We start from the raw sequence: 23,738 nt of genomic DNA, 5'->3' as shown, positions 1-23,738 counted from the left end.
CTCATCAAAATCCAGTCATATGAAACCCGAAGCAGGGACACATGCATCCAAGGGTGCAGCCGTCCATAACACAGCCGTGACGATCGTATTGGCAATAGCCTTTCTTAGCCTGGTCTTGTTCCTATCGTATGTCTTTATAAACGCCACCTCAAAGTAAATGATTTAGAAGACCGTCACACGACGGTCTTTTTTATTCTGTGCGTAAGCTCTTCACTGGGTTTGCCAGCGCGGCTTTTATTGCCTGGAAGCTGACGGTGAGCAGCGTAAGGGTTATAGCCGAAGCACCGGCCACAACGAATACCAATGGCTGGATGGTGATCCTGTATTCATATTGCTGCAGCCAGTGGTGTAAATAATAGAATGCGATGGGTGCTGCCATCATACAGCTGATGGCGACGAGCAGGAGAAAATCTTTTGACAGCAATATCCACACCTGTCCAATGGAAGCGCCAAGGACCTTGCGGATACCGATCTCTTTGGTTCGTTGTTCGGCTGTGTAAGCGGCGAGGCCAAACAAACCGAGGCAACAAATGAAAATAGCCAGGATCGAGAATAGCCCGGCCAGTTTGTTGATAAGGGTTTCAAAGCCAAATTTGGCAGCATAGCTTTGGTCCACGAAGTCGTAAGTGAAAGGGTAGGAGGGGTTATATTTATTAAAGATCGACGTTAGCCTCCCGATGGCCTGGCTGGTAGTTATGGAGGGCGACAGCCGGTAAGTGACGATATTGGACCATCCCGGGTCGTAGACGAACAGGGTTGGCTTCACCGGTGAAAAAGGGGATTCCATCAGGGCATCCTTTACTACCGCCACGACCTTCACCGGCTTTGGGTTATACCATTTCATCAGCATGGACTTGCCCAGGGCAGCCGTATATCCCAGGCGTTTGGCTGCTGCTTCATTTAAGATCACGGCGAAGGAGTCTGTACCCCTGTTCCCCGTAAAATCCCTTCCTTCTTTTATCTCCATGCCCATGGTCCTGAAATAATCGGCATCGGAGACGGCAATGGTGCCCAGGCCGAGGTTGTCGTTGGGCTGCCGTCCTTCCCAATCGTCTACGCCGTTGACTACCCAGATGGCCGTGACGGGGCTGGAGGATTTGGTAACGCTGGAGACGACGCCGCTTTGCAGCAGCTCGTTTTTCAAAGCATCATAATTGCGCGTGATGTCCGGGCTGGCGCCTGTCATCACCAGCCGGCGCGCATCATACCCAATGGACCTGTCCTTGCCATACTGAATCTGCTGGTATACGATAATCGTGATTATGATCAGAGCAATGGAGGCGGTGAATTGTACGGTCACCAGTATTTTCCTGGGAAGCGAGGCGCCTGGTCCCATATGAACGGAGCCTTTCAAAACCTTTATGGGTTTGAAGGAGGAGAGATAAAAGGCGGGTCTGCTGCCAGCCAACAGGGCGGTGAGCAGCACATATCCGATCATGATCAGCCAGAAGTAGCCGTTGCTATAAGGAACACGGAGGTTTGTCCCCGTAAGCGTGCTGAATGCAGGCAGAGTGATCTGCACGATGAGCAATGAAATGATGAATGCGATGGAAGTGATGAAGGCGGATTCAAGGAGGAATTGCAGAATAAGGCTTTTACGAATTGAGCCCATGGCCTTTCGGATGCCGACCTCTCTGGCCCTCCTTTCGGATCGGGCGGTGTACAGATTCATGAAATTGATGCAGGCGATGAGCAGCACCAACAGTCCAATGATGCCGAAGAGGTGGACATATTCGACAAAGCCGCCGGAAGCCACTCCATTTTTGAACTCGGTAAACAGATGCAGTTTCGTTAGCGGGTGAAAGAAGACCTCTGCTTTCGTTGTCTTATATTCTTCAATGCTATACTTTTTTAAGATCGTTCTCAACTGTGGCTCAACTTCTTCATAGGCAACATTGGGCTGGAGAGAAACGAATGTCTGCAGGTTGTTATTCCACCATTTTCTACCCCAGTTCTCCGTAGCTACGAAATAGGAGTAAGGTATGATGTAGTGGAAGCGGATAGAAGAATTCTCAGGAATGTCCTCCATAATACCCGTGACCTTCAGGTCATGGGAGTTGTCGATGCGGACGGTCCTGTTCAAAGGATTTTCGTCACCGAACAATGATCTTGCCGTGGACTGCGTAAGTACGATGGAGTACATGTCCTTCAATACGTCGCCGGGATTTCCTTTCAGCAATGGGTATTGGAAGATCTTTAAAAAGTCCTCTCCAGCCATGATGCCATTGAGGATGAGCTTTTTTTCACCAGCCACGAGACCGTGATCGGTGATCCAGTCTGTCTGCGCGACATATTGAATACCGGGAATGTCTTTTTTCAGGACTTCAGCCAGGGGGTAGCTGACGGAATTGTAAGTACTTGCCTGCCCGTTGCTTTCGACCCGGTATCTTACCTGGCAAACCTGCTGGTAACCGGGAAGGAAGCGGTCGTAGGTAGATTGATAATACACCCACAGGCCGATCAGCAAGGCAACGGCCATGCCTATTGCGAGGCCCAGGATGTTAAGGGCGCTGTAGACCTTATTGTTTGTAAGGTTGCGCCATGCGATCGTGAGGTAGCTCTTTATCATAGCTACCGGGCAACTAAACAAGTGCCGGGTTTAAACGATCATGCTAATCAATCGATTATGAGGATCGGTGACGGGATGACTGTCCGTTGATGATACAATGAGTGTTCGCGCTAGTGAGAGACGATAGCGGTATTGTTGGAAAAATGTCCGTTGGGGACGGTGGTGTCACCGGTGGTCCTGGTGACGCTGGCATTGCTTTTCTTACTGCTGTTGTTGTTTTTATAGATCCCTGGAATAAAAAGCAACACAATGGAGGTAAGGGCGAACCCTAACAGGAAAGCGACGGCCTGAGACTTCATCATATGAATTGGATTTGAAGACGGATTTCTCCTATTTTAATGAACGGCGCCTAAGAGTATTTTAGTACTTTATAGTCTCTTTGCGGATGTTTTCTTAACGACGAAAGTATTTTCGCCGCAGATGAAGGCGAACATATAACGAATCTTCTCCATGTTTCCCCCTCAGATAGAGGGTATCCTTATCCAGGCGATAGGTTGAGTTGATCGCCAGCAGGGTATCCGGGTAAGTACGATTCATGTGAAGCGTGTGTTTAGCAGTATCCACTCCATAGCCCAGGTAATCCAGGGTAGATGTCCATGATTTGATGGAGGCGTTGTCATAATCTTCGAAGATGATCTGCCTCCAGCCGCTTACATCGGCATGCAGGGCCCGGTCCATGGAGTCCCGGGAATGATGAAGACTGTCGACAGACCAGACGCCATAGAGCGCCGTATGTTTTCCGACGCCGTATTTTTCTCTCATGCGCACGGTGTCATACATGGGATAGGCAATTGCAAAAAAGCCCAGCAGTATACCGGTGAGGCCGGCGACCTTTTTCATGATCTTCTTTCGGAACAGCTGGGGCCAGGTCCTTTTTTCCACCGCCCTGTTGAGGAGCAGCACGTTGGTAAGGCGCCCGGCATCGTCTACCAACAGGTAAAGGGACATGGCCAGGTAGGAAGAGGAAAAGAACTTTACGCATACGTCAAAGGCAAAATTTACGAAGACGATATTGCTCATGATGGTCACCATAACGATGGCGCCCAGGGTTGTTGTCCGGCGGAAGAGGAGGAGGAGAGCTGCGGCGATCTGGCTGCAACCGATGAAGAACTCATAGGGGAAGGAGTAGCCGAAAAAGGACCAGGCAACGCTCATGGGTTGCATGTCCACTACTTTGGTGTCAAGAGAGGAGATGCTGGAATTAAATTGCACGTCGAGCACTTTGGCGGCGCCATACTGCATGATGGTATAGGCGAGGAAGAAGCGGAGGGTTATTTGCAGCAGGTATTGGAGCTTGTTATAGTCCCGGCGTTGTTTGTCTATGAGGCTCCAGATGATAGCCAGCAGGAGTGCGGAGGCTCCCGCGATCGGGAAGAAGCGAAAGTCCCGGGGAAGGTCGCCACAGCCGTCGCTGTCAGTGAGGAGAATGTATACCATGACGGCAGGAAAGTGGAGGAAAAAGGTCTTGAAGCCAAGGTCTTTTAAACGAAAAGTCATTTGTCAGGATTTAGCATAGGCAAAATACAAAAATGCCGGATCAGAAGGACTGGCCCGGCATTTTAATTGATATTTTGGAATTTACTATTCTGCGAAGTAGCTGGTATTGAAGCGACCATTACCGATCTGGATACTGTCCTTACCATTCTCCGTATTGTAAAACACGCCGCTGAAGGTACCTGCGATCCTATGAATATTCGTGTCCTTCAAGGTTACGGTGATGGTACCGTGGCCCCCAAAAAAGTTATCGACTAAGTAGAAAGTCCCATCACTTTTGGTATAGGAGGCAGTGGAGCCATAGAAAGGATCAGGATCATTTACTTGAATGCTGTCAGGAATATCCAGCTCAATCACTGAGGTATCGCCTGGATTGACAAAATAGCCATAGAGGAAAATAAAGCTGTTGCTGGTGGGTGCGATCCCCGCGGTATATTGTGATTGCCAGTTGACGCCGTTCAAGGTCGCAGAGATGCTGTTGATATTGGCATGGTTGGTATTGTTGTTTTTTTTACAACCTGTGGAGACGAGCGCGGCGAATGTGCACGCGAAAGTGAGGACAGTGCGTATTTTCATCTTTAGTTTTGAAGCGGTTTCAGATCAGTTCTACATCCCTCCAAACGACATATATCATATTTTTATTATACCCGAATAAAGCATTTCATCGCTGCCTGTATCCCGGGAGGACCAGATATGGGGAGGATGGCCTACTTTTGCCGCTGAACTGAAAATATGGTGAAAATCGGGAAAATAGCGCTGGAGGACTTTCCGCTGCTGCTGGCGCCCATGGAAGACGTGAGCGATCCACCATTCCGGGCCGTCTGCAAGCAACATGGGGCGGATCTCCTTTTCACGGAGTTCATTTCCAGCGAGGGGTTGATCAAGGATGCCATTGCCTGCCGTCGGAAGCTGGATATTTTCGAGGACGAGCGGCCCGTGGGTATCCAGATCTTTGGAGGTGATGAAGAGCGGCTGGCGCTGGCAGCGCAGATCGTTGAGGCGGTGGGGCCTGACCTGCTGGACATTAATTTCGGCTGCCCGGTGAAAGGCATTGTCGGCAGGGGCGCCGGTGCGGGGGTGTTGAAGGATGTTGAGCGGATGGTGCGGCTGACGGAAGCGTGCGTACGATCAACGCGTTTGCCCGTCACCGTCAAAACAAGGTTAGGGTGGGATGAAGCGACTAAGAATATCGAAGAGGTGGCAGAACGGTTGCAGGATGCCGGTATAGCGGCATTGACCATCCATGGCAGGACGCGTAGCCAATTGTATAAAGGGGAGGCGGATTGGACGCTGATCGGAAAGGTGAAGAACAATCCCCGGATAAAGATCCCCGTTTTTGGCAATGGAGATATCGATAGTCCGCAAAAGGCGCTGGAATATGGTAATCGTTATGGGGTGGACGGCATTATGATAGGCCGTGCGGCCATTGGATATCCCTGGATCTTCCGGGAGGTGCGGCATTTAAGAGAGACGGGCGAGCTGCATCCGCCGCCGACGCTGGAAGAAAGGTTGCTGGTCTGCAAGCTGCACCTGCAAAAGGCGGTGGCCTGGCACGGGTCCATTGGTCTGCGTGAAATGCGGGGCCGGTATGCCCAGTACCTGAAGGGGCTGCCGGGATTGGCGGAGCATCGCAGGAAGCTGGTAGCATTGGCATCCATCGAGGAGGTGGAAGCTGCGCTGGATGCCATCGGAAGGGATTACCGGGGCCTGGAGATGGATTGGGAGCCGATTAGGCTGGTGAATTATCATGAGCGGTGCACTTTGTGAGGGAGAATTCTGCTAAATTTATTACATGAGAAAATACCTGACTGCCGTCCTGGCATTCTTTTCCTTTTTAGTATATGGACAAGCCGGAAGAGAGCCGGTGAAGGTTACGGACATGCTGAAGGTCCAGTCCCTCAGCATGGTCACGCTGAGCAAGGACGGCCGTCAGGCGGCGTTCACGGTGACGAAGATCGAGGCGGATCCCGATTCGAAAGCAGATTATAAATATGTCAATCACATCTATGTCGTATCGCCCGAAGGCGGGGCGCCGAGGGAGCTGACGGTGAAAGAAGGAGCGTCCCAGCCAGCCTGGAGCCCTGATGGAAAGCAGCTGGCTTTTGTGCGGGCGGTCGACGGCAAGCCGCAGGTTTTCATCCTGTCGATGGATGGAGGGGAGCCGGTGCAGTTCACACATTGCAAATATGGAGCAGGTACCCCCAAATGGTCGCCGGACGGGAAAGCCATTTTATTCTCTTCGAATATACGGATGGGTGAGCTGATCCGCGATACGGTGCTCAACGGCGGTCATACACTGCCCTCATGGCCTTTTGAGCAGGCGGGTTTCGACAAGAATGAAAACCTCTCTGTGGCCCGGGCGAGGCCCGACCCGGACGGAAATCCGGAGGAGATACGGGCTTATCTGGAAAACGATGTCGCGGATAAGAAAGCGAAGGTGGTGAGCCGGCTGAATTTCCAGGACGAGATGGTGGTGAATGCGGAGATGAGCTTTAATCATTTTTATACACAGGAATTGCGGCCGGGCGCGTTACCGGTGCCGGTGACCCACGGGTTTTATCGTTACGCCGACGTGGACTTCACGCCCGACGGACAGCACCTGGTCATTACGGGTAATATGGACTCCACGCAGCATCCGGACAGGAGCCTGGAAAGCAGCGTTTACCTCGCCGACAGGGATGGGGCTCACCTGCGGCTGCTGTTAGGGGAGAAAGGAAAAGTTTATTCCAACGTAGTGCTTTCTCCCTCGGGCAAATGGCTGGCCTTTCAACACAGCAATACATCTTTTGTCACCGTACCGCAGCTGGCGATCGTCTCCCTTCAGGGCGGCAGCCCGATCGATCTGCCTTTCGACCGCAGCAAGGGCGGCTATACCTGGAGTCCCGATGAGAAGTGGATCTATTTTACGGCGGCTTCCAACGGAGGTGCGCCGCTGTATCGTGTGAATGTCAGCACGCAGCGGACGGAGCAGTTGTCGGACTATGACAGCGGCACGGGCAGTTTTGCCGTGGGCAGCGGGAAGGTCGTGTTTGTCCGTTCGGAGGTGAATGATCCATTCGACCTGTACACTGCCGATCCGGCCCTGCAGCAGGTGCGCCGCATCACTGCATTCAATTATGATTGGGTGCAGCGTAAGCGGCTGTCGCTGCCGGAGAAGCACAGCTTTACGAACGACAGGGGGCTCACCGTAGAGTTTTGGGTGATGAAGCCTGCGGACTATATGCCGGGTAAGAAATATCCGTTGTTGCTGGATATCCATGGGGGTCCTTCGGCCATGTGGGGACCGGGAGAGACCAGCATGTGGCATGAATTCCAGTTCTTTTGCAGCAAGGGCTATGGAGTGGTGTACAGCAATCCGCGGGGGTCCGGAGGTTATGGATTGGAATTTCTGCGGGCCAATGTGGAGGATTGGGGGACTGGTCCGACGAGCGATGTACTGACGGCCCTTGACAAGACGGTAGCGGAAGGATGGGCCGATACTTCCAGGCTGGTGGTGAGCGGAGGGTCATATGCCGGATACCTGGTGGCCTGGATCGTAGGCCACGACCATCGATTCAAAGCCGCCTGCGCCCAACGGGGTGTTTATGACCTGGCGACCTTTTTCGGAGAAGGCAACGCCTGGCGGCTCGTACCCAACTACTTCGGCGGCTATCCCTGGGAAGCGCATACCAGGGCAGTGCTGGAAAGGGAGTCGCCCATCACCTATGTGGCCAACATTACGACACCGCTGATCATTTTCCATGGAGAGAATGACAGGCGGACGGGGTTTGTACAGGGTGAGATGCTGTACAGAAGCCTGAAGGTGCTGGGACGGCCGGTGGAGTATGTCCGGCATCCGGGAGGAACGCATGAGCTTACCCGCAGCGGGGACAACCGGCAACGGATGGATCAGATGTTGAGGACATATGAGTTCTTCGAGCGTTGGATACGAAGGTAAGGCCGTTGCAGTGGTTTTGACGTAGAGCATTACCCAGCCGGCGGCATAGCTAAATTGAAATATTGGTTATCTTTAGTCGATGAACAAGATCCTTGCCATCTTTCTGGTGCTCGCCGGCGGCGGCGCTTATGCCCAATCGGGCTCGATCTACACGACAGCGGAAAAATCCCCATTGCGACTGGCACAGGGCGGGAAGCTCAACTTTACGGATTCGCGGCAGCCCCTCGAAACAGAACCTTTTATACTGGTGGACCCGCAGTCCGCCTTCCAGACCATCATTGGCATTGGGGGAGCGCTGACGGACGCCTCGGCTGAAACTTTCTCGAAGATCCCCAAGGCGCAGCAGTCAGCGCTGCTGCGGGCTTATTATGATCCACAGAACGGCATTGGTTACACATTGGCCCGGACGCAAATACAAAGCTGCGATTTTTCCAGCGGGAGCTATTCCTACATAAAGGACAATGATACGGCGCTGACCAGCTTCAGCGTTGCGCATGACGAACAATACAGGATACCGCTGATCAGGCAGGCCATCGCAGCTGCCGGCGGCAGTCTCCCGCTCTTTGTCTCTCCCTGGAGCCCTCCGGGCTGGATGAAGGACAATGGGAGCGTCATCGGAGGCGGGCATCTGAAGGCCGAATATGCCCGCAGCTGGGCCAACTTCTACATAAAATTTATCAGGGCCTATGAAGAAAAGGGCATTCCTATCTGGGGACTGACGGTGCAGAATGAGCCGATGGCCAAGCAGAAATGGGAGTCCTGTATATATACGGCAGCCGAAGAAAGGGATTTTATAAAGAACTATCTCGGGCCCATCCTGCAATCCTCCGGCATGAGCAACAAGAAGTTGATCGCCTGGGATCACAACCGGGACCTGCTGTACCAGCGTGCCAGCACGATCCTGGAAGACCCGGGTGCGGCAAAATATATCTGGGGCATCGGGTATCACTGGTATGAGACCTGGACGGGGGGACCGATGCAATTCGAGAACATGAAGCTGGTGACGAAAGCGTTTCCGGATGCGCATCTCATATTCACGGAAGGCTGCCAGGAAAAATTTAATTTTGACAGTCTTAAAAGCTGGTCGCTGGGCGAGAAGTATGGTTACTCCATGGTCAATGATTTCAACAATGGATGCGTGGGCTGGACAGACTGGAATATACTGCTGGACGAAAAGGGCGGTCCAAACCATGTAGGCAATTTTTGTTTTGCGCCTGTGCATGCCGACACCCGCACAGGGAACCTGATCTATACCAATGCATATTATTATATCGGTCATTTTTCGAAATTCGTGCGGCCCGGCGCAAAGCGGATCGCAGCTTCCACCAACAGGGCGCAGCTGCAGACGACCGCTTTCCTCAACACAGATGGGAGCATTGCGGTGGTCGTGCTGAATACCACCGGCGAGCAGCTGCCTTACCGGCTTATCCTGAAAGGGAAGGAGACGGCTGCAGAAAGTCTGCCTCACTCTATCTCTACGCTTATCATCCAATGATCACGAGGGCCATTTTCCTGGGATTTTTGATGTGCGGCCTGCTACAGGTGCGGGCGCAATTGAAAGCGACGTGCTGGCTGACGGATCCTGCAAGGCAGATATTTTTTACCAAACAACCACCGGCGCCAGCAGTCCCCTGGAACCCGGGGCAGGATTCGATTGCGACCAGGGCAGACTTTCTCATCCGGGTGGACGCCAGGCAAACCTACCAGTCCATCGATGGATATGGGTGGGCCCTCACAGGTGGCAGCGCACAACATATCATCCACATGAGCGCTTCGGCGCGGGCAGCCCTGCTGAAAGATCTTTTCTCCGCGAAGGACGACCACATCGGCGGCAGCTATCTGCGCATCAGCATCGGCGCATCCGACCTCAACGATCACGTTTTTTCTTATGACGACCTGCCTGCAGGGCAGACCGATTCGTCCCTGGTTCATTTTGACCTGGGGCCCGACAGGAAGGATGTCATCCCGGTCGTGAGGGAAATATTGACCATCTTTCCTTCACTAAAGATAGTAGGTTCTCCCTGGAGCGCGCCTACCTGGATGAAAACGATCGACGATACAAAAGGAGGGAGCCTTAAGCCGGAGTATTACGCTACCTATGCCCGTTATTTTGTAAAGTATATCCAGGCCATGGCGAAGGAAGGTATCCGGCTGGATGCCATAACGGTACAGAACGAGCCCCTGCATCCGGGCAATAATCCCAGTATGTATATGCCGGCGCCCGAACAGGCTGTATTCGTGAAGAATTTCCTGGGACCTGCATTCAAACAGGCAGGCATAAAAACCAGGATCATCATCTACGATCACAACTGCGATAAGCCGGAGTATCCCATTAGCATTCTGGATGACCCCGAAGCCCGGAAATACGTGGATGGATCGGCTTTTCACCTGTATGGCGGAAAGATAGAGGCCATGTCGAAGGTCCACGACGCCTATCCGTCGAAGAACCTTTATTTCACAGAGCTGTGGGTGGGCGCGCCGGGAGATTTTTCCAGGGATATACCTGAGCATATAGAAAATCTCATCATCGGCGCCACCCGTAACTGGAGCAAAAATGTCATCGAATGGAACCTGGCTGCCGACTCCGGCAACAACCCGCATACGGATAGGGGCGGGTGTGATCGCTGCCTGGGGGCGGTGACCATCGACGGAGACAGGGTGACGCACAATCCTGCCTACTACATCATCGCACACGCCGCCAAATTCGTAAGGCCCGGATCAGTGAGGATCGCTTCGGAACTGCGGACTGACGGGCCAGCAGGATCTGCTGCCGTGGCCGACGGCGGAGTTCTGCCAAATGTGGCTTTCCGTACGCCTGCGGGCAAGACGGTGTTGATCGTGCTGAATAAGAGCGATAGCACACTTTCTTTTACTGTCCAGGACAATAAAGGTACGGCAAAGCAGACCCTGGGCGCAGGGGCAGTGGCGACCTACGTGTGGTGAGCTACTTCACACCACCGAGATCGTAAAATCTCCATTTGGTGGCAAAATCCTTTTCCAGCGGCTGTTTGGTCAGGATGGCCCGTACCATTTCCACCGGCATGGCATTCAGGTGCATCACGGCGTCATGGTATTGCTTATAGGTCATCTTGCCACTGTCCACCAATTCCTTTTTTAAAGCGTAGAACTGCCGTCCTCCTGTGAGATAAGCCAGCTGGTACAATGGGGGATAGTGATCCACGAAGGATCTGCGGACCTCTCCGGCGGCATTGGCCCTTTCATGACCAACCCGGTCGACGAGAAAGTCGATGCATTGCTGGGGCGTCCATTTGCCCAGGTGGTAGTTGAGGGAGAAGATGATGCGGGCGCAGCGGTGCATATGCCAGAATAGCATGCCCATCCTGTCTTCGGGTCCCCTGGGAAACTTCAGGTCCCAGAGCAGCAGCTCCCAATACAGCGACCAGCCTTCTATCCAGAAAGGGGTTTCGAAGTTGCGGTAGGTGCGGTAGCGGGCGTTTGAGTAAAATTCAAGGTTATGCCCTGCAATCAATTCATGGTGAACGGTGGCGCGGGAGAAATGGGGGTTATTTCCCCGCATACTCATCAATCTGTCGTCCTCATCCATGGTATTGGTGGGATAGGAGATGATGATATCATTGCCTCCCAGGAAGAAGGGGTTGACCAGCTGCCGTTCCGGCGTCATCATCATCATGCCGAAGGTCTCTTCGGCCAGTGGCGGAACAGTGATGAGGTCGTTTTTTTTCAGGAAATCCACCGATTGGGAAAAGAGGTCGAGGATCATTTCCGGTTGCTTACCGGCTGGTACATACGTATTCTTTACTTTCTCCAGGGCGGCTTTCCAGTTGTCGCCGAAGCCCATTTCTTTGGAAGCTTTCAGCATTTCCGCGTCGCACCAGGCGAATTCCTTATTGGCGATGTCGATCAGCTCTTCCGGCGAGTAGGGGATCATTTCGTATTTCAGCTGCCGCAGCAGCTCTTCCCGGCCAGCGGGTTTGCCGACGATGCCGCTGTTGTCGGGCGGGGTAAAGGCTTTTTTCTTATCGGAAAATACGTCGGCATAGGAAGCGAGCGCATCGTCGAGCTCCTTGTATGGTTTCGGCATCCACCAGGTGAAGAGCGGGTCATAGCCGTTGAAAAAATTATAGACGGAGGCGATGGACCTTTTCAGGTCGTTGATGACCAGGCCGGCCTGGTAGATCTGGTCCATGGTAACCGAGCTGTCTGTTTTCAGGCGGTTCTTCAGCTGTTTTATCTGTTCGGAAAAGTCAAACCAGTTTTTGGCCGTGGCTTGCGCGTCGGGCTGGTGGCCGCGGCGGCGGAGCTTTTCCACAGCGTAAATAGAGTCGGAGAAAGGGAACCATTTCTTTATTTTTTCGTAGCCGGCCCTCTCATTCGCGGACACCTGCAACCTGGCATCGAGGTCGCGCCTGAAGAGGATATAATCGACCTTGCATTCCTGTGGGAGGCTTTTAAAGTCTATTTGCTCCAGCTTTTTCAGGTAGTCATGGCAGAGCGTTTCCAGCCGGGCGCGTTTTTCCGGTGAGGCGCCTCCGCTTTCCTGATCTCCGCCGCCGCGACCGAAGCCGCTGGCATTGGCGGGGGTAGTATAAAACCGCTCTAAGGCACTGTGATCTGCCTCAAAACGGGTGATGAGACTGGGCATTTCCTGGCAGGGGGCGTATTCGCCGGGAGCCAGTTGGGCATAGGCAGGGTTCCCAAGAAAGGCGATGCAGCATACGATAAATAAAAGCAGTTGTTTTCTCATGTATGGGTGAATTATGATCGCTAAGTTATTTCTTTATCCAGATAATTGATGCAGGTGTTTTGTCGGGCGTTTGCAACGGAAAAGGAGTGGGAGCGACGCGATTCAGCCGGGTGTAATTCGGAATCGCCAGCAGTGGCATGCCATCGGCCCATGTGCCTTTGATGGCCATGATGCCATGGAGCAGGCTGTCCTTCCATTCCAGGGAAAGAGGACCTGTGCCGAGCGCTTTGTTGATATCCTGGTTGTCGGCTGTTTCTACATTGTACAGCAGTGGACCATAACGGAGGGCAATACGTCCACGGTCGGCCTCTATTTTTTCGTCGGCGGTGATCTGCTGGATGGTCATGGGCAGGTCCAGCACGATCTTATCCCCTTTCTTCCAGGTCCGCCGGATGGCTATGTAACCGTTGGTGATGGCGGGCGTTTGGGCCTGACCGTTGACAGTGACGGACCGGTAGCCTTTCACTTCGGGGACAGGCGAATAAAGGGCGCTGGTGGTACGGTCAGGAATACGGAGATAGACGGTAAATGGCTGCGTTGCCGGCTGTTGTGGATCGACCGTAAGGATGATATGTCCATTCCAGGGGTAGTCGGTCTGCTGGGTCATGAGAATGTCTGTGCCGGCAACCTTTTCTACACGGATGGTGCTGCCGATGTACATGTTGACATATAAGCCGTCGTCGCCCCGCACGTAGGTCCAGGTGGGCATCATCAGCAGGGTGCGGGGAATATTGCCTACGCAGCACGGGCAGACATGCCACTGATAGCGGGGCTGGGAGGAGGACAGCGCGTTGGTGTAATAAAAGTCTTTGCCGTCCAGGGAGAGCGATCCCAGCAGGGCATTGTACATGGTCTCTTCGTAAAGGTCGGCATACCGGGCGTCATGATAAGCCAGGTTCATCTTGTACTGGAAGAAGATCAGGCCGCAGCTGGAGCAGGATTCGCAGTAGGCGTTGTTGCGAAGAGAATAGTCCGGACCAAATCCTTCGGAGGTCTCTCCGCTGCCAATGCCGCCTGTCAGATAGTATTTTTTATTGACCATATTGTCCCAGAGGGATAGGACGGCGCTTTGATAATCCGGGTCCCTGGTTTCCGCCGCCACGTCGGCCATGCCGGAGTAGGTATAGGTAGCGCGGACCGCATGTCCTACGGCTTCATATTGTTGTTGGACAGGGACATGGCTTTGATCATATTCGCTGCCATGGTTGCGGTTGTCCAGCAGGAATTTAGCCAGCTGTATATAGCTGTCGCCATGGCCGCCGCCTTCCATATCGTTGACGAAGCGGCCGAAACGTACCAGGGCCTGCTCCATCTCCTGGTGGCCGTCATACCAGGCTATCTTTCCCGGGCCGATGCTGGCCACCCAGCAGTCTGCCAGCCTTTTGGCGGCATTGTACAGCCGGCGGTCCTTTCCTTCCGTCAAAGTATAGTGGTTGATAGCCGACTCTATGAAATAGCCGGAAACATATCCTTCATGGTTACCCCGGCCTTCGGGGGACCAGCGTGTATGCCAGCGGCTTGTGTCACGGAGGGTATAGGCTGTCTGCAAATAGCCATCCGGTTCCTGGGCCGCAAGGATGATGGGGATCCATTTTTCCAGGGTAGCCTTCATTTTTTCCTGTGCGGCGAGGATCGCCGTATCTCCTTTGGCGTCGACCATGAGGGCTTCGCAGATGGATTCTACAGTCTGGTGGACCCAGGCATTGGAGAAGACATAACCTTTGTGGACGCCGTGGGGCTCCCCGCGGAGAGCTTTGGCCGCCTCGATGAAATTATCCAGGCCGCCTTCCCCTGTCGTAAGGTCCGTTCGTTCGATCTGGTCGATACATAAGGGTATCCAGTTGACGATGATATTTTTGACACGGTCGTTCCACAGCTTGCTATCGATGCTGTAATGTCTGGTATATACGACGTCGAGTCTTTTATCTTTTGGGCGGGGCCGTACTTTGACTACTAACGAGGAAGTGGTGGAGAGACTACCCTGACTGGCTGTAAATTGGAGGGTGTAGTCACCCGGGCTGGTAAAGGTGGCGGTGGTGTGGGCGGAGAGAGCATCGGCGAATTGCGCTTTGCCCGGGCCGGAGGCCTGGCTCCAGGAGGTAGACGTGATGGGGCTGACAGACCGGGTGCTGCCCGCCAGCCATGTTTTCCCGCCAGTCACCATATCGCGGTCCGGACCGGCATTGACGATGGGGGGATAATCGGGCGCTCCGGCGGGCTGGGGGACTTTCCATTCCACCAGGGTGGCAGTCCAGCGATCGACGGAATCCAGCTCCAGCCGGAGGCGGGTGGTGGAGATGGCCTCAAAAGTGGTAGCATTATATTGGTTATTGGTCAGTCCCAGACCGGCAGGCGCTTTTACCGGAGAGAACTGGTGACCGTCCCAATAAGTGATATGATAGGCCTGGGGCAGGCGGACCAGGTTGCCATAATTCCAGAAGAACAGCTCGATCCTATTGATATGAACGGGCTGACGCCATTCGTATTGAAGCCATTGCGTTCCCAGGCGCGGCCGGGTCGGGGCATAACGGCGGTCACCCGGAGGGGTAGGAGTCAAGCCGTCATTCAGTCCATCCAGTGAGGAGGATGGGCGGCCGCTGCCGGAAGCAATGGCGATGGTGGCGAGGTTGCCATATCTGGGCGTGGTTTCATCGGATTGGGCTTTTGCGGCAGGGGCCAGGCTCAATAGCAGGAGGCAGGTAAAGGTTACAGTGCGCAATATTGACATGGGATCGTTGTTGGTAGTTGGCTAAAACTACGACACAGCAGGATGGGGGGCTATTCAATTATTAACTTAAACCTTACGGATTTTCCCCTATACACGAACGGGTGGATGCATCCCGGTCAATGTGGAAAATCTATCTGATAGATATTCGGCCATCGTTTACCTACAACGTAGATCTTGTCGGATGCGGGGTCATATGCAATGCCGTTGAGTACGTTGGCGCGGGGATTCTTATTACGCGCGTCAGCAACGATGGAGGACAGGTCCAGTCGTGCTATCACCTTGCCGGTGGCAGGGTCGATCTTCAGGATATAATTGGTATACCAGACATTGGCATAGATGTATCCTTTTATAAATTCCAATTCATTGAGACTGTCGCGGGCAATACCGCTCATTGTCACTTTCAGGGTCTTTACGGCTTTGAGCGTCGAGGGATCAAGAAAAGTAAGGACGTCGGAGCTGTCATCCATGATGAGGTGAGCGCCGTCAGTGGTAAGTCCCCATCCCTGTTTGCTTGCGAAGGTGAACTCACCGGTCTTTTTAAAGGTGACGGCGTCATAGATAAAGCCTTTTTGGTTGAGGTAGGTCAGCTGGTAGAGTTTGTCTTTCAGGAAGGCAATGCCTTCGCCGAAATATTCTTCTTTATCCAGCCTGATCTTCTGATCCAGCTTTCCTGTGTGGGGGTCGATGATGCCTACCAGGGATTCTGCATCGGGAAATTCTTCCGGGGAGCCAGTGCTTTCGAAGAGCTGTCCGTTGTGTACAAGGAAACCTTCCGTGAACAGGGCCGTGTCATGAGGCAGATAGGCTGTGACGGAGTAATTGATGACGGGTATGGCAGCAGGCTGAGCAGATACAGCTGTCGCCGGAACATGGGAAGTATCTGTCTCGTTATTGCACGCAATGGACAGGAAGCAGGAAGCCAACAGGAATAAGCCGGGTTTGGAACGCATGATCTAAGCTAACATTTTAATGGGCTTTCGGCAAATCCAGCTCCTTGTTCAGCGTATTTAGCTGCGTCCATATCCGGTGCCCCAGCGGGCGCGGGGATATTTCAAAAAAGACGGCTGACCTGTCCGGCAGCTGCAGATCTTTCCAGTGAATAAGCACATTGAGTGTCATAGGGGTTTGAGTGAGATAATCCAGCATCACGACGGTGCCTGCAAATGTTGCTTTGTCGCCGGGGGCCGTGGTGGTTGCTTTAATGTTTGCTTTTGCGGGGATCAGCCGATCCCTGGGTATTTTACGGGGCACTATATTTTGTCCGACGAGACCACTGTAATAATCCTGCAGGTGGGTCTGTAGTTTCTCCGCAGTCAGCTGGGGATGCCCTTCCAGCCACCATAAAAAGGCATAGGCCCAGTGCTCATCGCTGGCGCCGTCTGCCCAGCCGGGAGCAAACCTCAGCTCTTCTGCTCCTTTATATGGGATCTGCGGTGCAAAGTCAAATGGGAAGAAGAAGCGTTCGGTGGTCCAGCCGGACGGGATCGGCAGCTTGTATGGCGGCGCCCAGGAATTGGGGTCGAAGACATCCAAGGTTGTTTTCAGCCATTGCATGCATGCCGCCTCATCTACGATGGAAAAAGCATTGGGACTGCGAATCCCGTTGCTTCGCCTTCCGGACCGGGCGGCCACAAACTCAGCTTTGTCATTGCCCCCCAGCAGGAGCCTGCTGATCATTTCCGACGCATCGGGCATATAGGTATCGTAGTAGCTGTTGCGCCGGTACTTCAGCTGCCATTCAATGTCCGTGTCGTAGTACAACCGGACGGCGGTGTGCTGCAGATACTGTTCATTACCGGGTTGGTCCGATGCGTGGTTGAAGGGAGTAAGCTGTTTGTAAACTTCCGGGTGTTCCTGGATAGAGCCATAGTTCTTTGTCATGACATCCAATAAGAATTTTCCATCGCCTACGCTGCCGGGATAGTAGTTCTTTTTGATGGCCCTTTCGCACCATTGCCAGAGCGCAAAGCAATCGACGGGACTGTCCACGGTGAATACGGCACGGGGATGAAGGAGAAATCTTGCGGGATATTCATTGGTTAATTCCGCATAGCGGAGCGCGATATTGCCGGCAAAGGAATAGCCGGCCAGGGCTACCCGGGAGCTATCAATGGGAAAGCGGGTGAGGATATGCCGAAAGATGGTATTGATACGGGTCACGGTGGCCGTGTCGGCAAAAAGATTGTCGCCCATGGAAGCTACAATGGTAAGCATACCATTGGCGTAAGCGGCATTGTGCAGCATCGTTTCTGGCAGGACGGATTCCGGGGGACGCATGCTGGTGAGAATGATAAGGGCGGCTTTTGCTGGTACGGAAGGTGGAATGGCCAAGTAATAGTCGCTGGCGCTGTCATTGGCATTGAAGACGATCTTTTCAAAGTTTTGGGCGTTTGTGCATGAAGGCGAAAGCAGACCAAATAATGTCAGCAGGACGCAAACGCAGAAGACTGGACGCATATACGAAAACGTTTGGCGAAAGGACTGCCATTAAAATGCCAATATTCCAATCATATGAGAATCATGCCATTGGATTTACAGCGCAATAAAAAGTGCCCGGTTATGGCACACGGGTCGTCCGCATTTATTTTACCAGCAACGGGCAGCTGACCTTATGACTGCCATCTGACCACTGCACCTGGTAAATGCCGGCGGCCAGTCCATCCAGGTTAAGGGTGATCTGGGCGCTGCCGGGAGCAACTTTAATGGTACGGAGTACACGCCCGGACAGGTCAAGGAGCTGAATTTGTGCGGTGCCGCCTGTGACCGCCGGGTGTTGAATGGTGACAAGGCCATGGGCAGGGTTGGGAAAAAGGTTCAGGCCGTACAGGCTATTGCTTCCAGCTATGCTGACGATCCTGCTATAGCTATATTTTCCGTCAAGGTCGACGATCTTTAGCCGGTAGAAATAAGCCTTATTCTGCGTGGCGGCGTCTATATAGGAATAGCGATGCATGTCGGCTGTTGCGGGGACTACGCCGATGGAGGTGAAGCTGCCGCCGTTGGGGCTGCGCTGTACTTCAAAGCGGCTGACATCGATCTCATCGGTGGCGGTCCAGTCCAGGAGGGCGTCGGCGCCTTGCCGGTGGCCGTCGAACGAGAGCAGGGTAAGCGGCAGCACAGTACCGGAGGTTCCCAGGAAGAAGCCGCTGAAGCCTGTAACGTCGAAAGTAATCTCCCAACGGGAGGAGGAGTTGTTCCAAACGATCTTGCTGTCATCGGGATTGATCAGCTGGCTGCTGCCGGAGTAGCTTCCAGGCCGCCGGGTGGCGCTGGTGCCATGGTACTGGAAGATCAGAATATGCGCTTTGTCCGCGGTGTCGGAGGCGGCGGTGGGCAGATCGTCCCCATGAGCCGCCAGTGCGTTGAAATTATCAAAGTCCTGCTGGTTGTAATACAACGTGACGGTGGCCGTCGAAGTGGCAGGGTTGCTGGCCGGCTCGATATCAAAATGTCTTTGCAAATAGGGGGTCCCGTTATGAGTCTGCACGGTGGTATCGATGGTGATATAAGTGGCAATGGTATCGGATACCGGCGAAGCGCCGGAAGGGGCGACCAGGGGAGCGCCGATCCTGTTCAGACGGATATTCAGTGTGTTGTAAACGATAGTAAACTGCGGTCGGTAGTCGGTCATCAGGAGATCGGGCCTGCCGTCTCCGTCAAAGTCGTCGATGGCCAGTCCATCGGCGGCGCCTTCGCCGAAGGGATCTTGTACGATGGACGTATCGGGCAGGATCGAAATAAATCTTTGGGGAGCAAAAGCAAACGATCCGGGTGCGGCCGTCTCATTCTGCAGCAGGGCGCCGCCTCTGCTATTATTACACCGGATGAACAGGTCGGGTTTTCCGTCCATATTAAGGTCACTGATGCTAACGCCTCCGGGATAAGGGTGGAGGGTGTCTCCGACAGTGAGTTCTGTCTGGTCAAAGGAAAGTCCGGTGCCTGTACGGGTATTCCTGAACAGGGACAACGTGTTATAATGGCTGACGGACACGGCTATATCAGGCAGGCCGTCTCCATCAAAGTCGCCTATGGCTGAGCCGATGGGATAGTTGCCGATGGGCCAGCTGACCGCCGTATCGAAGGATAGGACACCAGGCGTGCTGGTATTCACCAGAATGGAAAACTTATTAGACAAGTCAGGGCAATAGATCAGTTCAGGTAAGCTGTCTCCCGTGAGGTCGCCTGAAGATACGGCCTCTGGAAAGGCCACGGTAGTGAAGTCGACCCTGGGCTGGAAAGAAAAAGTTCCTGGGGAGCTGGTGTTGCGAAAGATGGCAAACCCGTTGTATCCATGCGTGTTGTCCTCAGGAATAGCCGGGAAAGCAATGTCCGGCTTGCCATCGTGATCAAAGTCCTGGATGAGCAGGCTGCCGAGGAAAGTGACATTACCCACTTTAACCGCTGTGTCAAAGGACAGATGGCCGGGGGTGCTGTTGTTCCGGAATATCGAAATATTATGGTCGCCCAGATTGGCCACCAGCAGATCTGGTTTGCCATCTCCATCCAGGTCGCCATAAGCGATCGACCCGGGAGAGTTGCCGGCGGCCGGGGAAGCCGCGTCCTCAAAATCCGGGACGCCGGGGGCGCTCAGGTTCTGCAGAACAGTGATGGCATTCACGGGAGAGGCATTTACGACGACGGCATCCTTTCTGCCATCCCCATCGATGTCAAAGGCGATCATACCCCTGACATTAAAACCTCCCAGAAAGCCGGGAAAGGTGATGGGGCTGAAGCCGCTGTCGGTGATCTTCCCCCATCCGCCGACAGGCTGGGAAAAGGAAGGGAAAACACTGGAAAGAAGGGTCACGAAGGACAAGACCAGCAAAGCAGCTGTCCTGCGGCAAGAGTAAAGATTATTCATAATTGATAAGATTTACGTCATAAGGCGGGAAGAGATCATGCAAGTTTGCAGTGAGTACGTGGGATTTGGTAAGTGTTTTCCTGCAATTGTCGGGCCAGAGAAAATATGGTTGTTACGAAAAACCTTCTACCTTTAATGACCTACATCTGTATTACCGACAGCATCAATATGGAAAAATTTTTCAACAGGGTAGGACAATTCGTCCAGTTGACAAAGGAAGGCAGGGATGCGCTGGCATCGATCCTCCGGAAGGTGGAGTTGCCAAAGGACCATTTGCTGGTGAAGCAGGATTCTGTGTGTCATTTTGTTTATTTCATAGAGCGGGGGCTCACCCGGACCTTTTATTATAAAGATGGCAAGGATGTCACTGACTGGTTGAGCGCGGAGGACATGTTTGCATCTTCCATCATCAGTTTCCTGACCCGCAAGCCTGATAGAAGAGGGATCGTGCTGCTGGAAGATTCCGTGCTATGGGGGTTGCATCATGATGAGCTGGAGCTGCTATACAAGCAATATCATGATATCGAGCGGCTGGGGAGGCTGCTGGTCAGCTTTGGCCTGATACAATTACAGCAGCGTTTTGATGAGCTGCATTTTGCGACGGCGGCACAACGATACCAGACGTTGATGGAGAATAATCCTACATTTATTCAGCGGGTTCCGCTGGGTATGATCGCCAGCTATCTGGGCATCACGCAGGAGACATTGAGCCGGATACGGGCGCAGCATTAGGTTTTTGACAATTGTCAAAAGGATTGCCGTCGGGGTGTTCGAGCTTTGTAGTATAAAATAACAAAGCTATGAACACGATATTATGGTCCTGCCAGGCCTTGCTGGCATTGTTGTTTGGCTATTCAGGCTTTTGCAAATCCATCTATTCTGAAAGAGTATTGGTAGAGAAGAAAGGGCAGACGGGGGTGGCGGGTCTGCCTGGCGCCTTTATCAGGTTTATTGGCATTTCGGAGATGCTGGGAGCCGTGGGGATCATCCTGCCCTGGCTGCTGGGAGTTGCGGCGGTGCTGACACCGCTGACAGCAATATGTTTTGCAGTGATTATGGTTTTTGCGGCACGCATACATTACAGACTTCATGAACCAAAAAATGTGGTTACCAATCTAATAGCATTGGTTATTTCAATATTTATTGCATACTTCAGATTGGCAGAGCTGTCATGATCACCCCCTGGGATTGACCTTTTTGCACTCCGTAAATACTCTTTTTCTAAGTTAGCTTTGGAAAAAAACTGATGGAACCGACGAAGATACGGAACGCACAAATGCAGCTGGATGTCAGCGAGGCAGTCGTCAATGGATCAAAGTTTGTCAAGGCGATGCTGAAAGACTGCCTTTTTCAGGACGTGATGATGGCGGGCACACGGATCTTGGATGCCAATCTCAGCGACCTGGAGATCGAGGGCGCTCAATTGGGCGGCGCCTATATCCACAATATTGGTATGCCGCCGAAAGGCCATCCGATGTATGATCCGCAGGCGAAGATGCGCCCATTGAAGTTTGAGAACTGCCACCTGGAAGGCAGTGTGCTGGAGAACTGCAATCTCAGCGGCGTAGAGCTGAAGGATTGCAATATAAAGGGACTGAAAATTGACGGGGTGGATATCGGCGAGCTGCTGAACGAGCACCGGAAAAAATAAAAGGGTTTCGCCCTATATTTGGGCATGCCGAAAATAAAGGTATATGATAGCCGTGGGTTTACTGAACGGTATATGGCTTCGCCGGAGCTGGGGCAGCTGATGAAGGGTGATTTCAGCCAGTTCTTTATCGTTCGGGTGGAGGATATGTACCGTCTGGTGCGTGAGGCCGTCCCCGCCTCGCGGAGCACCGGTCACACATTTATTTATATTACAGAAGGGGAAGCCATCATGACCATCGGCAGCAGGCGATACAAAACCCGGCGGGGAGAGCTGTTGCTGGTCCCTGCGGGCCAGGTGTTCTCTTTCGGGCAAGGAGATGTCAATAAGGGTTATTTATGTCACTTCCAGGATGCGCTGTTGCAGGGTATCTATGGGAAGAATGAGCTCATCCGGGATTTCGGATTCCTTAGCTCCTGGGGATTCCCTTATCATATACGTTCCGACCGGCAATCTTCACAATTCATCCTGCAGCTGTTCAAAAGATTGTTCTTCGAATATTCCACTTATGGCCTGGAGCGGATGGATATTATCCAGCCTTACCTGCTGGTGTTGCTTTGCGAGATCAACCAGGTGAGCCGATTCGAGCGTCAGGGACATCGCCCGGGGATGGGCGCCATGTTCGAGGAATTCAGGAAGCTGGTGTATACGCATTTCAGGACAAAACGCCTTGTGACGGACTATGCTTCCTTACTGCATGTTACGCCCAACCATCTCAATAAAAATATAAAGGCTTTTACGGGAAAATCCCCCACGCAGTGGATCGATGAGATGATCCTTGCGGAAGCCAAGGTCCTTTTACGACAGACTTCACTATCCATCAGTGCGGTGGCCCTGGAAGTAGGATTTACGGATCAGTCTTACTTTGCCCGTCTTTTTCGCAAGTATGAGGGGGTGACACCCAGTAGTTTTAGAGAAGGGATTGAAAAATCCTAAAAGTTGATTTAAAAGTGCTAAGAGTGATTGCACCAGGTGCGGAGCTTTGCATCTTATGAAAGCATATTCACTGCTGTTGTTCTTCCACTCCCTATTTCGCTGGCTGGTGTTGTCGGGATTAGTGTATGCCTTGTGGCGGGGTATTCGCGGATGGTCCGGCCGGAATGTTTTTTCACCAACAGACAATAAAGTGCGGCATATTACGGCGACATTGGCTCATGTGCAGCTGGTGATCGGGTATTGCCTGTATTTCAACAGCCCGCTGGTGCAATGGTTCAGGGGACATTATAAGGAAGCAATGCGACAGCTGCCGGTGTTTTTCTTTGGCCTGATCCATATCCTGCTGATGACGCTGGCGATTATCCTGATCACTGTCGGATCGGCTGCCGCCAAACGAAAGACAACGGACGTCGGGAAATTCAGGACCATGACCTTGTGGTACCTGGCGGCACTGGCGGTCATCCTGCTGGCAGTTCCCTGGCCATTTTCTCCTTTTGCCAGGCGACCTCTTTTCAGAACTTTTTAATAATTGAAATATGGCAAGGATCAAAAGATTAAGGATCATCGCTTTTCTGGAGGGGATATCCCTGTTGGCGCTGGTGGGTGTTGCAGTACCGGTGAAATACATTTTGGGCGACCCTTATTGGGTGCGCGTCATTGGGCCTGTGCATGGACTGCTTTTTTTGTTGTTTGTCGTCCACACACTGAGCGTCGGTGTGGAGCATGGCTGGAAGTTTGGGACCACGACCTGGAAAGTGTTGGTGGCTTGCGTGGTGCCGTTTGGGACTTTTTATATAGACCGGAAGATACTGGCGCCTATGAACAGGGAAAAGTAAGGG

General features: G+C 52.9%; 20 protein-coding genes. 11 read left to right on the top strand and 9 right to left on the bottom strand.

Annotated elements, in window-relative coordinates; genetic code table 11:
- Nucleotides 1–19: 19 nt before the first annotated feature.
- Nucleotides 20–157: a hypothetical protein gene (locus Q4E93_RS14200; RefSeq protein ID WP_303586233.1), complete on the top strand. Its 138-nt coding sequence runs from the start codon at nt 20–22 to the stop codon at nt 155–157.
- Nucleotides 158–190: 33 nt separating this feature from the next.
- Here Q4E93_RS14200 and Q4E93_RS14195 read toward each other — a convergent pair whose 3' ends face one another.
- From Q4E93_RS14195 to Q4E93_RS14180, 4 genes are all read right to left on the bottom strand, one after another.
- Nucleotides 191–2,569 (bottom strand): ABC transporter permease, encoded by a 2,379-nt coding sequence (locus Q4E93_RS14195; RefSeq protein WP_303586230.1) that lies wholly within the window; start codon nt 2,567–2,569, stop codon nt 191–193.
- Between the two features lie 110 nt (nt 2,570–2,679).
- Entirely contained in the window at nt 2,680–2,871 is a 192-nt protein-coding gene (locus tag Q4E93_RS14190) for a hypothetical protein (protein ID WP_303586228.1), read from the bottom strand.
- A gap of 91 nt (nt 2,872–2,962) precedes the next feature.
- A complete protein-coding gene (locus Q4E93_RS14185; RefSeq protein ID WP_303586226.1) occupies nt 2,963–4,066 on the bottom strand; it encodes a DoxX family protein in 1,104 nt (367 codons plus the stop codon).
- A gap of 84 nt (nt 4,067–4,150) precedes the next feature.
- Entirely contained in the window at nt 4,151–4,639 is a 489-nt protein-coding gene (locus tag Q4E93_RS14180) for a hypothetical protein (RefSeq protein WP_303586225.1), read from the bottom strand.
- 156 nt (nt 4,640–4,795) lie between these two features.
- Here Q4E93_RS14180 and dusB point away from each other — a divergent pair, with 156 nt between their 5' ends.
- The 4 genes from dusB to Q4E93_RS14160 all read left to right on the top strand — a co-directional run bounded on the left by dusB (nt 4,796) and on the right by Q4E93_RS14160 (nt 10,943).
- Nucleotides 4,796–5,830: a tRNA dihydrouridine synthase DusB gene (dusB, locus tag Q4E93_RS14175; protein WP_303586223.1), complete on the top strand. Its 1,035-nt coding sequence runs from the start codon at nt 4,796–4,798 to the stop codon at nt 5,828–5,830.
- Nucleotides 5,831–5,855: 25 nt separating this feature from the next.
- Nucleotides 5,856–8,000: a S9 family peptidase gene (locus tag Q4E93_RS14170; protein ID WP_303586221.1), complete on the top strand. Its 2,145-nt coding sequence runs from the start codon at nt 5,856–5,858 to the stop codon at nt 7,998–8,000.
- A 79-nt stretch (nt 8,001–8,079) separates the two neighbouring features.
- Complete coding sequence (locus Q4E93_RS14165; protein ID WP_303586219.1) at nt 8,080–9,495, top strand: glycoside hydrolase family 30 protein; 1,416 nt, start codon at nt 8,080–8,082, stop codon at nt 9,493–9,495.
- Nucleotides 9,492–10,943, top strand: coding sequence for a glycoside hydrolase family 30 protein (locus tag Q4E93_RS14160; protein ID WP_303586217.1), 1,452 nt, complete (start codon nt 9,492–9,494; stop codon nt 10,941–10,943). Before Q4E93_RS14165 ends, Q4E93_RS14160 begins: the two co-directional genes overlap by 4 nt.
- Nucleotide 10,944: 1 nt before the next feature.
- Here the strand turns inward: Q4E93_RS14160 and Q4E93_RS14155 are convergent, their stop codons facing one another.
- The 5 genes from Q4E93_RS14155 to Q4E93_RS14135 form a co-directional block, all read right to left on the bottom strand.
- Nucleotides 10,945–12,726, bottom strand: a complete 1,782-nt coding sequence (locus Q4E93_RS14155; RefSeq protein ID WP_303586215.1) for a DUF885 family protein — start codon at nt 12,724–12,726, stop codon at nt 10,945–10,947.
- Between the two features lie 25 nt (nt 12,727–12,751).
- Nucleotides 12,752–15,454 (bottom strand): glycoside hydrolase family 127 protein, encoded by a 2,703-nt coding sequence (locus tag Q4E93_RS14150; RefSeq protein WP_303586213.1) that lies wholly within the window; start codon nt 15,452–15,454, stop codon nt 12,752–12,754.
- Nucleotides 15,455–15,570: 116 nt separating this feature from the next.
- Nucleotides 15,571–16,404 (bottom strand): glutaminyl-peptide cyclotransferase, encoded by an 834-nt coding sequence (locus Q4E93_RS14145; RefSeq protein WP_303586211.1) that lies wholly within the window; start codon nt 16,402–16,404, stop codon nt 15,571–15,573.
- A gap of 16 nt (nt 16,405–16,420) precedes the next feature.
- Complete coding sequence (locus Q4E93_RS14140) at nt 16,421–17,911, bottom strand: hypothetical protein (RefSeq protein ID WP_303586209.1); 1,491 nt, start codon at nt 17,909–17,911, stop codon at nt 16,421–16,423.
- 124 nt (nt 17,912–18,035) lie between these two features.
- Nucleotides 18,036–20,315: a T9SS type A sorting domain-containing protein gene (locus tag Q4E93_RS14135; protein ID WP_303586207.1), complete on the bottom strand. Its 2,280-nt coding sequence runs from the start codon at nt 20,313–20,315 to the stop codon at nt 18,036–18,038.
- Between the two features lie 135 nt (nt 20,316–20,450).
- Here Q4E93_RS14135 and Q4E93_RS14130 point away from each other — a divergent pair, with 135 nt between their 5' ends.
- The 6 genes from Q4E93_RS14130 (at nt 20,451) to Q4E93_RS14105 (ending at nt 23,735) form a co-directional block, all read left to right on the top strand.
- On the top strand, nt 20,451–21,047 hold the full coding sequence (locus tag Q4E93_RS14130) for a Crp/Fnr family transcriptional regulator (protein WP_303586205.1): 597 nt from the start codon (nt 20,451–20,453) through the stop codon (nt 21,045–21,047).
- A gap of 68 nt (nt 21,048–21,115) precedes the next feature.
- Complete coding sequence (locus Q4E93_RS14125) at nt 21,116–21,490, top strand: DoxX family protein (protein ID WP_303586203.1); 375 nt, start codon at nt 21,116–21,118, stop codon at nt 21,488–21,490.
- A gap of 71 nt (nt 21,491–21,561) precedes the next feature.
- Nucleotides 21,562–21,966 (top strand): pentapeptide repeat-containing protein, encoded by a 405-nt coding sequence (locus Q4E93_RS14120; protein WP_303586201.1) that lies wholly within the window; start codon nt 21,562–21,564, stop codon nt 21,964–21,966.
- 24 nt (nt 21,967–21,990) lie between these two features.
- On the top strand, nt 21,991–22,899 hold the full coding sequence (locus Q4E93_RS14115; RefSeq protein ID WP_303586199.1) for a helix-turn-helix domain-containing protein: 909 nt from the start codon (nt 21,991–21,993) through the stop codon (nt 22,897–22,899).
- A gap of 55 nt (nt 22,900–22,954) precedes the next feature.
- Complete coding sequence (locus Q4E93_RS14110; protein WP_303586197.1) at nt 22,955–23,425, top strand: hypothetical protein; 471 nt, start codon at nt 22,955–22,957, stop codon at nt 23,423–23,425.
- A 10-nt stretch (nt 23,426–23,435) separates the two neighbouring features.
- The gene (locus tag Q4E93_RS14105) at nt 23,436–23,735 is read left to right on the top strand and encodes a DUF3817 domain-containing protein (RefSeq protein WP_303586195.1); all 300 of its coding nucleotides are present in this window, start codon (nt 23,436–23,438) and stop codon (nt 23,733–23,735) included.
- The last annotated feature ends 3 nt before the right edge of the window (nt 23,736–23,738 follow it).

Origin of the sequence: Flavitalea plasmicola (genome assembly GCF_030546645.1) — a bacterium.
In the GTDB taxonomy this organism is placed as follows: Bacteria; Bacteroidota; Bacteroidia; order Chitinophagales; family Chitinophagaceae; genus Puia.
The sequence above is the reverse complement of the archived record's forward strand: the minus strand, read 5'-3'. Positions and strand labels throughout refer to the sequence as shown.

Coding starts and splice junctions, on each gene's coding strand:
- Q4E93_RS14145 (WP_303586211.1), bottom strand. CDS start 16,404: ATGCGTTCCAAACCCGGCTTATTCCTGTTGGCTTCCTGCTTCCTGTCC.
- Q4E93_RS14180 (WP_303586225.1), bottom strand. CDS start 4,639: ATGAAAATACGCACTGTCCTCACTTTCGCGTGCACATTCGCCGCGCTC.
- dusB (WP_303586223.1), top strand. CDS start 4,796: ATGGTGAAAATCGGGAAAATAGCGCTGGAGGACTTTCCGCTGCTGCTG.
- Q4E93_RS14140 (WP_303586209.1), bottom strand. CDS start 17,911: ATGCGTCCAGTCTTCTGCGTTTGCGTCCTGCTGACATTATTTGGTCTG.
- Q4E93_RS14130 (WP_303586205.1), top strand. CDS start 20,451: ATGACCTACATCTGTATTACCGACAGCATCAATATGGAAAAATTTTTC.
- Q4E93_RS14190 (WP_303586228.1), bottom strand. CDS start 2,871: ATGATGAAGTCTCAGGCCGTCGCTTTCCTGTTAGGGTTCGCCCTTACC.
- Q4E93_RS14185 (WP_303586226.1), bottom strand. CDS start 4,066: ATGACTTTTCGTTTAAAAGACCTTGGCTTCAAGACCTTTTTCCTCCAC.
- Q4E93_RS14200 (WP_303586233.1), top strand. CDS start 20: ATGAAACCCGAAGCAGGGACACATGCATCCAAGGGTGCAGCCGTCCAT.
- Q4E93_RS14120 (WP_303586201.1), top strand. CDS start 21,562: ATGGAACCGACGAAGATACGGAACGCACAAATGCAGCTGGATGTCAGC.
- Q4E93_RS14160 (WP_303586217.1), top strand. CDS start 9,492: ATGATCACGAGGGCCATTTTCCTGGGATTTTTGATGTGCGGCCTGCTA.
- Q4E93_RS14125 (WP_303586203.1), top strand. CDS start 21,116: ATGAACACGATATTATGGTCCTGCCAGGCCTTGCTGGCATTGTTGTTT.
- Q4E93_RS14165 (WP_303586219.1), top strand. CDS start 8,080: ATGAACAAGATCCTTGCCATCTTTCTGGTGCTCGCCGGCGGCGGCGCT.
- Q4E93_RS14195 (WP_303586230.1), bottom strand. CDS start 2,569: ATGATAAAGAGCTACCTCACGATCGCATGGCGCAACCTTACAAACAAT.
- Q4E93_RS14105 (WP_303586195.1), top strand. CDS start 23,436: ATGGCAAGGATCAAAAGATTAAGGATCATCGCTTTTCTGGAGGGGATA.
- Q4E93_RS14110 (WP_303586197.1), top strand. CDS start 22,955: ATGAAAGCATATTCACTGCTGTTGTTCTTCCACTCCCTATTTCGCTGG.
- Q4E93_RS14150 (WP_303586213.1), bottom strand. CDS start 15,454: ATGTCAATATTGCGCACTGTAACCTTTACCTGCCTCCTGCTATTGAGC.
- Q4E93_RS14115 (WP_303586199.1), top strand. CDS start 21,991: ATGCCGAAAATAAAGGTATATGATAGCCGTGGGTTTACTGAACGGTAT.
- Q4E93_RS14170 (WP_303586221.1), top strand. CDS start 5,856: ATGAGAAAATACCTGACTGCCGTCCTGGCATTCTTTTCCTTTTTAGTA.
- Q4E93_RS14135 (WP_303586207.1), bottom strand. CDS start 20,315: ATGAATAATCTTTACTCTTGCCGCAGGACAGCTGCTTTGCTGGTCTTG.
- Q4E93_RS14155 (WP_303586215.1), bottom strand. CDS start 12,726: ATGAGAAAACAACTGCTTTTATTTATCGTATGCTGCATCGCCTTTCTT.